This is a genomic window from Kluyvera chengduensis, assembly GCF_044197065.1.
In the GTDB taxonomy this organism is placed as follows: domain Bacteria; phylum Pseudomonadota; class Gammaproteobacteria; order Enterobacterales; family Enterobacteriaceae; genus Kluyvera; species Kluyvera ascorbata_C.
On record NZ_JBIQOI010000002.1, the window covers coordinates 418,021 to 429,459 of the forward strand.

11 protein-coding genes and 1 pseudogene are annotated in these 11,439 nt (G+C 48.0%); 6 read left to right on the top strand and 6 right to left on the bottom strand.

From position 1 onward, the window contains the following. Positions 1-232 precede the first annotated feature (232 nt). Together gapA and ACH1XZ_RS07650 are read left to right on the top strand one after the other, a co-directional pair. A complete protein-coding gene (gapA, locus tag ACH1XZ_RS07645; RefSeq protein ID WP_035894601.1) occupies positions 233-1,228 on the top strand; it encodes a glyceraldehyde-3-phosphate dehydrogenase in 996 nt (331 codons plus the stop codon). A 152-nt stretch (positions 1,229-1,380) separates the two neighbouring features. Beyond that, positions 1,381-2,145: a hypothetical protein gene (locus ACH1XZ_RS07650; protein ID WP_395595052.1), complete on the top strand. Its 765-nt coding sequence runs from the start codon at positions 1,381-1,383 to the stop codon at positions 2,143-2,145. A 17-nt stretch (positions 2,146-2,162) separates the two neighbouring features. Here ACH1XZ_RS07650 and ACH1XZ_RS07655 read toward each other — a convergent pair whose 3' ends face one another. Next, positions 2,163-2,402 (bottom strand): DNA polymerase V, encoded by a 240-nt coding sequence (locus tag ACH1XZ_RS07655; RefSeq protein ID WP_395595053.1) that lies wholly within the window; start codon positions 2,400-2,402, stop codon positions 2,163-2,165. Between the two features lie 77 nt (positions 2,403-2,479). On the opposite strand from ACH1XZ_RS07655, the gene ACH1XZ_RS07660 reads away from it, so the two are divergent. From ACH1XZ_RS07660 to ACH1XZ_RS07670, 3 genes and pseudogenes are all read left to right on the top strand, one after another. Beyond that, entirely contained in the window at positions 2,480-3,979 is a 1,500-nt protein-coding gene (locus ACH1XZ_RS07660; protein WP_395595054.1) for a terminase large subunit domain-containing protein, read from the top strand. Beyond that, positions 3,976-5,019, top strand: a pseudogene (locus ACH1XZ_RS07665) (phage portal protein). The gene ACH1XZ_RS07660 and the pseudogene ACH1XZ_RS07665 overlap by 4 nt, the downstream one beginning before the upstream one ends. Further along, positions 5,016-5,339: an Ogr/Delta-like zinc finger protein gene (locus ACH1XZ_RS07670; protein WP_395595055.1), complete on the top strand. Its 324-nt coding sequence runs from the start codon at positions 5,016-5,018 to the stop codon at positions 5,337-5,339. Before ACH1XZ_RS07665 ends, ACH1XZ_RS07670 begins: the two are co-directional and overlap by 4 nt. A gap of 35 nt (positions 5,340-5,374) precedes the next feature. Here the strand turns inward: ACH1XZ_RS07670 and ACH1XZ_RS07675 are convergent, their stop codons facing one another. The 3 genes from ACH1XZ_RS07675 to ACH1XZ_RS07685 all read right to left on the bottom strand — a co-directional run bounded on the left by ACH1XZ_RS07675 (position 5,375) and on the right by ACH1XZ_RS07685 (position 7,670). Continuing rightward, a complete protein-coding gene (locus ACH1XZ_RS07675) occupies positions 5,375-6,676 on the bottom strand; it encodes a hypothetical protein (RefSeq protein WP_395595056.1) in 1,302 nt (433 codons plus the stop codon). 156 nt (positions 6,677-6,832) lie between these two features. Continuing rightward, the gene (locus ACH1XZ_RS07680; RefSeq protein ID WP_395595057.1) at positions 6,833-7,372 is read right to left on the bottom strand and encodes a GNAT family N-acetyltransferase; all 540 of its coding nucleotides are present in this window, start codon (positions 7,370-7,372) and stop codon (positions 6,833-6,835) included. Then, complete coding sequence (locus tag ACH1XZ_RS07685) at positions 7,356-7,670, bottom strand: type II toxin-antitoxin system TacA family antitoxin (protein ID WP_395595058.1); 315 nt, start codon at positions 7,668-7,670, stop codon at positions 7,356-7,358. Before ACH1XZ_RS07685 ends, ACH1XZ_RS07680 begins: the two co-directional genes overlap by 17 nt. Positions 7,671-8,594: 924 nt before the next feature. Here ACH1XZ_RS07685 and ACH1XZ_RS07690 point away from each other — a divergent pair. Beyond that, entirely contained in the window at positions 8,595-9,479 is an 885-nt protein-coding gene (locus ACH1XZ_RS07690; protein ID WP_395595059.1) for a D-hexose-6-phosphate mutarotase, read from the top strand. Between the two features lie 84 nt (positions 9,480-9,563). On the opposite strand, the gene ACH1XZ_RS07695 is transcribed toward ACH1XZ_RS07690, so the two are convergent. After that, positions 9,564-10,415 carry an aldo/keto reductase gene (locus ACH1XZ_RS07695; RefSeq protein WP_395595060.1) on the bottom strand — a complete coding sequence of 284 codons (852 nt, stop codon included), beginning with the start codon at positions 10,413-10,415 and terminating at the stop codon, positions 9,564-9,566. 173 nt (positions 10,416-10,588) lie between these two features. Then, complete coding sequence (locus ACH1XZ_RS07700; RefSeq protein WP_395595061.1) at positions 10,589-11,335, bottom strand: MipA/OmpV family protein; 747 nt, start codon at positions 11,333-11,335, stop codon at positions 10,589-10,591. Between the last annotated feature and the right edge of the window lie 104 nt (positions 11,336-11,439).

Sequence of the window (11,439 nt, forward strand, 5' to 3'; positions counted from 1 at the left end):
CCGGGGAATTGTGACTTAAATCACATTTTTATCTTCTGCGCCCTTTAAAATCCCCGGCGCCGCCCTCATGTGGTTTCAAGCTCATAGGAAGAGTGAGGCATGTCAGTCGACTAAAGCTTAGGCAGAGGATTGATTTGTCGCAATGATTGACACGATTCCGCTTGACGCTGCGTAAGGTTTTTGTAATTTTACAGGCAACCTTTTATTCACTAACAAATAGCTGGTGGAATATATGACTATCAAAGTAGGTATCAACGGTTTTGGCCGTATCGGTCGCATTGTTTTCCGTGCTGCTCAGGAACGTTCTGACATCGAGATCGTTGCAATCAACGATCTGTTAGACGCAGACTACATGGCTTACATGCTGAAATATGACTCCACTCACGGCCGTTTCAACGGTACCGTTGAAGTGAAAGACGGTCATCTGATCGTTAACGGTAAAAAAATCCGTGTTACCGCTGAACGTGATCCGGCTAACCTGAAGTGGAACGAAGCAGGCGTTGACGTTGTTGCTGAAGCAACTGGTCTGTTCCTGACTGACGAAACCGCTCGTAAGCACATCGCTGCTGGCGCGAAAAAAGTGGTTCTGACTGGTCCTTCTAAAGACAACACCCCTATGTTTGTTAAAGGCGCTAACTTTGACAAATACGAAGGTCAGGACATCGTTTCTAACGCATCTTGCACCACTAACTGCCTGGCTCCGCTGGCTAAAGTTATCAACGACAACTTCGGTATCATCGAAGGTCTGATGACTACTGTTCACGCGACCACCGCTACTCAGAAAACCGTTGATGGCCCGTCTCACAAAGACTGGCGCGGCGGCCGCGGCGCAGCTCAGAACATCATCCCATCCTCTACCGGTGCTGCTAAAGCAGTAGGTAAAGTACTGCCAGAACTGAATGGCAAACTGACTGGTATGGCGTTCCGCGTTCCAACCCCTAACGTATCCGTAGTTGACCTGACCGTTCGTCTGGAAAAAGCTGCTTCTTATGAAGAAATTAAGAAAGCAATCAAAGCTGCTTCCGAAGGCGCAATGAAAGGCGTTCTGGGTTACACCGAAGACGACGTTGTATCTACCGATTTCAACGGTGAAGTTTGCACTTCCGTATTCGATGCTAAAGCGGGTATCGCTCTGAACGACAACTTCGTTAAACTGGTTTCCTGGTACGACAACGAAACTGGTTACTCTAACAAAGTTCTGGACCTGATCGCTCACATCTCCAAATAAGTTGAGATGAGTATCTGATCCAAAAAGGCGACTTCGGTCGCCTTTTTTTATACATTAACACATTGATTTTGCTAGAGTTTTTAAATCAGTGTCCACATATTGCCCCAACGTTCCCCCAAAATCTCAACGCATTTCATTTTTTAGGAGCATTTATGATGGAATCGGTATTAGAAAAAATAGACAGATTCAATCAGTACAACAAAACAATGATTGAGGTTGCTCTTGCGGAATCAAACCGATCCTATCAAGGAACCCCGGGTAAGCTATTGCTTTGTGCAATCTTTGATTCTCTTTCAAAAGTAGCGTTTCCTGATATCGGCAAGAACAATGAACGGTTCAAAAAAACAATCGTTGAGTATTCGGGTTGGTCTGAATGCAACAGAGTGAGCCTTTTGCAGCTGAGATATGCATTTGAGCATATAGGTGAGGTTCCAGAAGAGTTTCTTGGTCTTAAAGAATGGGTACTCTCTGAGCTGCTCGCTAAACTTCCTAAGCCAAACAGCTTAATAAATAAACCTGAATACCTCAGTATTGATCCAGAGATGCACATGGTGCTCTCATTGTGGCCACATCAAGAAGGCAAGCCGGTAAAACTTAACCGCCAATATGCGCCAGATGAGTTTACCCACCTGCATTTACTATGGAAATACAGAAACAAACTGGCTCACGAACTAAGAGTGCCCGGTACAAGTAGCGAATTTCCTACTGAATCGAGCCGGATTCCCTACTATGTAAACCTGAACCAGGTTAACGATAAGGGCTTGCTTATCAATGGTAAATGGTTGCTTATCTACCCCATAGATTTCTTTGCTGAAATAACCGATAAAGCTATTGATACGCTTTGCTCATATTACCGCACTAAAAATACAAGTCCTTTCCTGCACTACACTGAGGGTGCCTTTTGGCTTAAGCGATAGCCTTCACAATCCTTTCTTTAATACTGGCCATTAGGGTTATACAACATAAAAAGTCTTTCCTCTCCCTCGCTGGGTGAAATGTCCTTAAATGTCGTAATGTAGAACTCGATCCATTGGTTGGCCTCGCGCAGCGACCAGTGCCAGTTAACATCGTGCAGCTCACGCACGAAATCTTTTGTTGTAACCGTCCTGCGGCCGTTTGACTCCACCCTGATGGCTTTCTTAAAAGCGACGTTTATCTCATCTGCTCGCGGCATAACTCACCCCACACAAGCACTGTTCTTGCATACAGTATAAACAATATCACATCGCCACTGTGGCCGAGATTAATGCAATGGCTCAGCGTGGTGATTCTGCCGGCAGCAGCGCCGGTACCGGCGAGGAGAAGAAACAGAAGAAATACCGCAAAAATGACGTTTCTGAGTTAACCGCCGAGCGCCTTGATACCTTCGCACGTGAACACCTTTTTGATTACCAGCTCTATTGCCGCGAGCACAAGCATGAGGACTGGCGTTTTATCCTCAAATCGCGACAAATCGGCATGACGTACTATTTCGCATTTGAGGCATTTGAGGATGCGGTAACAACGGGCGAGAGTCAGGTATTTTTCTCAGCATCAAAGGCTCAGGCCGAGATTTTCAAGCAGTACATTTTTGAGATTGCTGAGCAGCATTTCGGTATCACGCTCACCGGCGCCGGCAATAAAGTGCGCCTGAGTAATGGCGCGTTGCTGCGCTTCCTGTCGACCAACTCAAGCACCTCACAGGGGTTCAATGGCCACCTGTACGGCGATGAGGTTTTCTGGATTCCCCGCTTTAAGAAATTGCACGACGTGGCCAGCGCCATGACCACACAATCACGTTTCAGAACGACCTACTTCTCAACACCGAGCGCGAAAACTCACGAGGCGTATGAGGTCTGGACGGGCGACCACTGGAAGGACGACGACCCGAAACGCAAAGTGATCCCATTCCCTACCGATAAAGCACTGCAGGGAGGTGGCCAGCGCTGCCCTGATACGATCTGGCGCTATGTCATCACTATGGAAATGGCCATCGCCGGCGGCCTCGGAAAACTGGTTGATATTAAACGCCTGCGCGACCGCTACAACGAAACCACATACAACATGCTCTATATGTGCATTTTCGTTGATAGCAAAGACGCCGTTTTCAAGTTCACCGAGCTGCAGCGCTGCGCCATCGATGCGGCGCGTTGGGGGGATTACGATCCCTCGGCTGCGCGGCCATTTGGTGATCGCGAGGTCTGGGCAGGGTTCGACCCGGCGCGAACAGGCGACAATTCCACCTTTGTGCTCATTGCGCCGCCAATTTACGCCGTTGAGCGCTTCCGTTTGCTGGCTGTGTACCACTGGCAAGGCTTGAGCTTCTCGCACCAGGCTAAGCAGATACAGGAGCTCATGCGGCGATTTAACATCACTCACATCGGCATTGATATCACCGGTATAGGCCGGGGCGTTTATGAGCTGGTATCTAAGTTCGCGCCACGCGAGGCCATGCCGATCCATTACAGCCTTGAAACTAAAACGCGCCTCGTCCTCAAGATGATTGATGCGGTAGAACGCCACCGCATTGAGTGGAGCAAAGACGCGATAGATGAGGTGAGCCGGGAACGTGCGGAAATCATACCCAGTTTTATGGCCATCAGGCGCATGACGACTAAAAGCGGCGGCGCAATGACCTTTGTTGCTGAACGTTCGGAGAAAACCGGACACGCAGACATCTTTTTTGCAGCATCACACGCAATGATAAACGAGCCGCTTGATCATGAATTTGAGCGCTCATCAACCTGGGCATTTGGGAAGCAAGCAGCATGAGAAAACGTAATAAGAAAAAACCATCTGGCGCGGCAGCTGCTGTGCAGAAACAAGAATTATCCATCGGGCGCAGTAGCGTGATCACTTTCGGTGAGCCTGAGCCTATCCTCACGACCGGTACGGATTACTATAACATCTGGTACGACAATAAGGCCGACCACTGGCGCCTGCCCATTGACCGCGTGGCACTCTCTCAGCTGCCAAATCTCAACGGCCAGCACGGTGGCATCATGTACGCGCGGCGTAACATGTTTACCGCTGGTTATACCGGTGGTGGCCTGAATCATGACCAGATTGAGGCAGGTATTTTTGATTATCTGCTTTGTGGTGATCTGGCCATCGTTAAATTGCGCAATTTCTTTGGCAAAGTTATCGGGCTGCACCCGCTGCCGTCGCTCTACTTACGCCGGCGCAAAAGTGGTGATTTTGTTGTGCTGCAGGAAGGTGAGCCGCTTGTGTACCCCGCTCAGGATAATATTTTTATCCGCTCTTATGACCCGTTGCAGCAGGTGTATGGCCTGCCGGACTACATCGGCGGCATTCATTCGGCGCTACTCAATTCAGAGGCAACCATTTTTCGCCGTCGCTACTACCACAACGGCGCGCATATGGGCTTTATTCTCTACACCAACGATCCCAACATCACGGCCGAGGTTGAAACCGAGATTAAAAGCTAGATTGAGCAATCAAAAGGCGTCGGCAACTTCTCAAATCTGTATGTGAACATCCCGCGCGGCAATCCTGATCGCGTGAAGCTCATTAACATCGGTGAAGTGACTGCAAAGGATGAGTTTTCGAACGTGAAGAATATCACCGCACAAGATATCTTAACGGCTCACCGCTTCCCCGCAGGCATCGCCGGTATCATTCCTCAGAACGCGGCCGGACTTGGCGACCCGGAGAAAGCCGAAAGCACATATCAAAAAAATGAAATCGCGCCGCTGCAGCGTAAATTCCTGCGCGCGGTGAATGATGACCCGGAAGTGCCGGAAAGATTGCATTTATCTTTCACGATTGATGAGGAAAGCAGCGAAAAATGAGCGAAAAAGCGCTAAGATCGTGGGGTTGTTTAAGTGACCACGCAGGAACGATGAATATGCGCGTTTTAAAGTTGTCTTGCCCTGAGTGTAGTGCGCCGGCCGTGATCCGCCGTTCGGTAGCGAAAGACCCGCGATTCTCTGATTTGTACTGCGCCTGCACTAATGTTGAGTGCGGCCATACTTACGTATTGAATCTGACGTTCTCCCACACTCTGAGCCCCAGCGCGATGGCCACGGATAGACTCGTCAAAGAGCTTGTCGGCCAGCTCACTCCCCAGCAGCGGCAATTTGCGCTAGATTTGCTGCAGACTAACTCATAAAACACCCCGCGCTGGCGGGGTGTTTTATTACAACTTTAGACATCTGCAGATTTCGCTTCACCTTGTGCGCTATCCGAGCTTTTTGCAGTGGAAACTGGCTGACCTTTTTTGCTTATAATCCCTTTAACAAAATTAACATTATCTATTGATGCATCGAGAAACTTTTGGAATGAATTCGAATTAAGCATTTCTGCCCAAGGCGTTGAATGTTCATCATCATTAATCAGTCGCAGAGGTGCTTCTTCTAATCTAGAAAGGGCTGAATCAAATAGTCTTCTTTCAAAGTCACCATCAGATACCCTTGCTGCTTCATTTTTGTAACCTTCATAGGCTTTAGCGACTGCAGATTTAAACGCATAATCCTCAGCCAATTTAAAGCGCTGATTAATTTGTTTTGTTGATATCCATGCGAACCATAAAGGTGCGCCAACACTAAATATTGACAACACCAACTGAGTTATAATAACCGCAGTGCTTGGACTCCCTGTTTCCAATACTTTAGATAACACTTTCAAACGTTCAAAACCAATATAACCGCCAGCCCCTAAAGCAACTAACAAACCTACCACCCAAGCTATTATTGAGTGATTAAGGTTTTTTGCCTTTATTTCGAATGCTCCCGCCAGTCCTTTTGATGTTGAGGCAACTATTGCCTTTTCACACAATTCTAAATAGTCTGTAGCTTTCTTGTTTTTTTCTTCCAGCGCGGAGAGTTGAGCACTGCTCTTTTTTTCTGCATCTTCTAAGCTGAATTGAATTTTTTGAATCCCGTCCTTTAAATTAGACGCTTCATTATTATATGTTTTTAGCTGTTGCATATCGATTGGGATGTTCTCAGCAACGCTATGCGCCTCATTAATCGATTTTATTTTCTCATCTAATCCTTCAATATCTGGTGATATATCATTAAGCCTTGCTTCAAAACTTTTTACTCTGCGTGACATAGCCTTTGGAATTAAATGAGATTTCTCTAAACGCTCATAACTAAACAAATCATCAAGAGCCATATTGATGAATGCAAATGTAGTCATAAAAGCGGGAATGGCCTGAGCACCATTTCCATTGAAAATATATGGTGCAACCCCAGCCCCAACACCATTTATTCTAATTGGCAAAGAGGAAACAAATTCATACTCACTATCAGAAAGTTCAATCTCTCCATACTTAATGATCTTTTCTTTTGTCATAAAAACAACCCCCACAAAATCACTGGGGTATAGTGCGGGGTGGTGAAAATTCACCGTTTCACTTAACAACCTGTCGTCAGTCTTAATACTGTGCAACTGATTTTGTAAGGCATCTAGTGCAGCAACGGTGCCTTTAAATGCTTCATTCATATTTTTGCCATCAATGTGTAGTAGAAAAATTATTTTAGCTAAACCATATACCGCACACCACAAAATAAAGAAAAAAATGTGATGAATCAGTGCTTATGAACAACTATATTTGTTGCTGTTCAACCTACAAAAAACCCCGCCAGAGCGGGGTTTTTACTATGCAGCAAGTATGTGCTGAATAGCGAGAAACATTGGAATCGCGCCAAACGCGTTTGGCGGCTCCTTTAATTCAGTGAACCCCAGACGCACATAAAAGTTTACGGCATCAGGATCAGCATCCAAATACACGCCCTTAATAGGGAGCGCTTTATGGATCAATTTCACATGCTCAAAGAACTCGCAGAGCAGGTCTTGCCCGTAGCCTTTCTTTTGCTCTTTAGTAGCTACACCCAACATGATTAGACGAACTACCCCGACATCATTTGGCAAAGAACCACCCAAAGCTCCTACCAACTTTCCTCTCTCGAGCGAATATGCGCTAAAACTACAAACACCAATCAGCTCACCGCTTTTTTCATCGATTAGTGCCTTTGCAGCGCAGTTCCCATCTTTGACGCTCTTCTTTAAGGAGTTGCGTACATAAGAATTGATGACCGTATTACCGCAATCAAAATGTTTAACACCAGGGTATGTAATATCAGCTTGATAAGTACAGACCATAAGACCGTTATTTACAGCATCAAGATTGTTTTCCATCTTCGTCTTTCCTTCTTCGCATTAGCGCTTTCAACGCAAGCGTAGGCGCAGCAGGCTCAGAGAGAAGTTGGTTAACCTGTTGCCAGCTCTGCTCAGATAGCTTACGGCGGCGCTGATTCTCCAGCACGCTTTCGGCCCTTTCCAGTGCGGCGTTCAGAATAAACGCACTCAAATCCAAACCTGCAGCCATTGCTGCTTCACGGAGCACATCCTTTAGGTCAGTGCTTGTTTTCAATTCCACCCTAGCGTTTTTGACGTTTTTACCGTCTGCCGGGAATTGTGCAACACATGTTGTCATTGTCTTACCCTCATGTTTACGTAAGACACCTTCTATAAAACATCAGAACACAAAGCTAAGCGATTGACTTTCTTTGAAAAGTCAAATTAAAAATCTTCTGATTAGTTTTATTAGCGTGTTTCTTACGTAATTTTCCCCAAGTTTGTACTTAAATAAGTACATAAAAAAACTCACCAGCTACCATACGGCTACTAGCCGTACAGATAAGTTACGCCGATAGGGTGTGATTGTCAAATGTACGGCTAATAGCCGTATGAATGTAATTCAATCATATACTTTCCGGGGACTTATTGGTCATAGCAGTCTTTCAATCTCGCAAAGCCTCCTGAATGCCTTGCCTCGTGGCGTGCCCCTGAAAAAATTAGGTTTTTTAATGTTATATTTCAGTAACTTGAATAACTTCCCGCCATATATATAACGAGAAATCCCTCTGGTGCTTAACTCTGTTTTCCGGCGTATATTTTTCACTTTGCCTAGTTGTAGTCCTCGTGGAAGCGGTAAAGGCATGTCATTTTGGGCTTCACTAATTTTTGCGTTTGAAGATCCAGCAATGGTATGACTCCGGTTTACAATTTGATGCTACCTTGCCGGCGTTGTGTAAGCGGCTCACATAGCTATATACCGAGCTCGATTTGACATATATGCGCTCTCTGCCGGTCTTGAGCAGCTTTTTAATCTCAGAAATACTGAATGGCATCCGCTGTCGGTAACCTCATGAATTTTATGCCTCGCTAAGTGCGGGGCTTTTTTTTCTGAGTGTCCACAAATTGCCCCAAATACCGATGTAAGGTGTGGTTTTGTGATGTAGAATGACGTACGCGCATTACAGACAAAACAGTAACTTACTGATTTTACAGATGAAAGAAAGACCACTTCGGTCGCCTTTTTTTATGACCAAAATATTTAAACACCAAGGATTGCATCATGATTAACAAAATTTTCGCTCTCCCGGTCATTGAACAGCTTACCCCTGTCCTCTCTCGTCGCCAGCTTGATGAGCTGGAGCTTATCGTTGTCGACCATCCAAAAGTCAAAGCGTCCGTCGCTTTCCAGGGCGCGCACCTGCTCTCCTGGAAACCAGCGGGTGAAGAAGAAGTGCTGTGGCTGAGCGACAACACGCCGTTTAAAAATGGCGTCGCCCTGCGCGGTGGCGTACCTATCTGCTGGCCGTGGTTTGGCCCAGCGGCACAGCAGGGTTTCCCGGCACACGGTTTTGCGCGTAACTTGCCGTGGGAGCTGAAAGCTCACAATGAAGATGACAACGGCGTCGTGCTGACCTTTGAACTGAAAAGTAGCGATGCCACTCGCCAGTACTGGCCACATGAATTCTCCCTGCTCGCCCGTTTCAAACTGGGTAAAACCTGTGAAATGGAGCTGGAAGCACACGGTGAATTCGAGACCACGACCGCGTTGCACACCTACTTCAACGTCGGTGACATTCACGCCGTCAAAGTCAGCGGCCTTGGCGATCGTTACATCGATAAAGTGAATAACGCCGAAATTGGCGTACTGAGCGACGGCGTACAGACCTTCCCGGACCGTACTGATCGCGTATACCTGAATCCGGAAGCGTGCAGCGTGATCAGCGATACGTCACTGAACCGCACTATCGACGTGATTCATCATCACCACGTCAACGTTGTGGGCTGGAACCCAGGCCCGGCGCTGTCCGTCAGCATGGTCGATATGCCGGATGATGGTTACAAAACCTTCGTCTGTGTTGAAACTGCCTGCGCTAGCGCAACGCAGAAAGCCAGCGAAGAGAAACCGGCGCGTCTGTCGCAAACCATCAAGGTGACGAAGCGTTAATTTTACGCATCATCTTTCACGTTGATCCGGCGTGGCTCGCTACGGCTACTGCATAGCCAACGCGCTGCGCCGGTTTTTTTCGATTTACACCACATCCAGCGCCACTTTTTTCCCCGGTGCCCGAAACGCCTTATCCAGTCGCTGCAGTTCTTCGGCGGTGAGTATTAGCGCCAGCGCCTCAGCATTCTCTTTTACGTGTGCCATCGTGGCCGCTTTTGGGATCGCCATGACCCCATTATGATGGATCACCCACGCCAGTAAAACCTGCGCCACCGTCGCCCGATGGTTGCTGGCAACCGCCTGGACATCAGGATGAGCAAAAAGACCGTCACGTAAACGTCCAGCCTGAGCGAGCGGGCAGTAGGCCATCACCGGCACCTCGTGCGATTGGCACCAAGGCATCAGGTCGTACTCAATGCCGCGCGAAGCAAGATGGTAAAGCACCTGATTGGTCGCACACGCCTTGCCACCCTCGACTTGCCACAGCGCTTGCATATCGTCGATATCGAGATTTGACACGCCCCAGTGACGAATCTTGCCTTCCGCCACCAGCGCTTGCATCGCTTCCACCGTCTCCTTCAGCGCAAAACTACCCCGCCAGTGCAACAGATAAAGATCGAGATAATCCGTGCCAAGTCGCTGCAAACTCGCTTCGCAGGCGGCAGCCATTTTTTGACCGCCCGCATTCCACGGATACACCTTAGAAACCAGGAAGACGTTATCCCGCTGGCCGCGAATCGCTTCACCGACAATCGTTTCCGCGCCACCGTCGGCATACATCTCTGCCGTATCAATCAACGTCAATCCCTGCGAAATCCCGGCTTTTAGCGCCTCGACTTCCTGGCGACGAGCTGACGCATGCTCTCCCATATACCAGGTCCCCTGACCTATCGCTGGTAAACGCTGCCCGCAAAACATGATGCTAGTGTCCGTCATGATGTTCTCCTCTTTTTCTCGCTATCCTAAAGGATAACCCATCATCGGAACGTAATTTCAATGCCCAGATTTCGCGCCCCGCCATTGTGCACCTGCCAGAAAACGCACCAAAAAAGAGCAAAAAAAAGCCCGCTAGAAGGCAGCAGGCTTAACAATAGTGGAGACAGCGGAGATTAGAAGGTGTAAGTCACACCGGTAGACAACAGGCCGGTCCAGCTTTTGTCAACCATCGGGCTGTCGGTGATTTCGTCAGACAGACGGGTATAGCGCGCGGTTCCGTATACGCTCCAGCTGTTAGCGAAGCGATAGTTGGCGGTCAGTTCAAGATACGGGTTCCAGCTATTGCTTGGGTCGTAGCTTCTCAGACCACTTTTGGCCGCTTCGTGATGCGAAACGCCGTAGTAGTACTGGTTCTGGTTTTCACTGTTCCACTCAACACCGATACCCGGCGTTAAGGTCAGGCCACCGTTGGTGTAGCGATAAACCCACGCGGTATCCCATACAACACCGTTACTGTTATCCAGCACGTCACCCGACAGCGCGGTACGCAGAGAACCATACTGCGTGTGGTGCATCCAGGAGACTCCCGCCATCACGGTAGATTTACGCTTATCCAGTCGACGCAGCTGGCTGTTGTCACTGTCGCCTGGCTTGAAGTACATCGGAGACCAGTAGCCCATCAGCGAGAGCTGGTCAGTGCCGTCGTTCCACAGATAGTAACCACCGCCGAGACCGTGGAACCAGAAGTTATCCCCTTCATAGCTGATAACTGGTACAGGATAAATATCATGGTCGTACTGCTTATATGGATGCTCAACAATCCCGACACCCGCACCCAGAGTCAGCTTACTTTCCGCCTGTACTGCGGTAGCAGAAGTGGCAATCAGGACCCCTAAAGCTAGAAGTTTGATTCGATTCACAATCTGTCATTCCTTTTTTCAACATTTCAGCGGGCTGAAGTTTACCTTTCACACAGCCCAACGACAAATTTTTTACCTGTAATATCAGAATACGACTCATCATT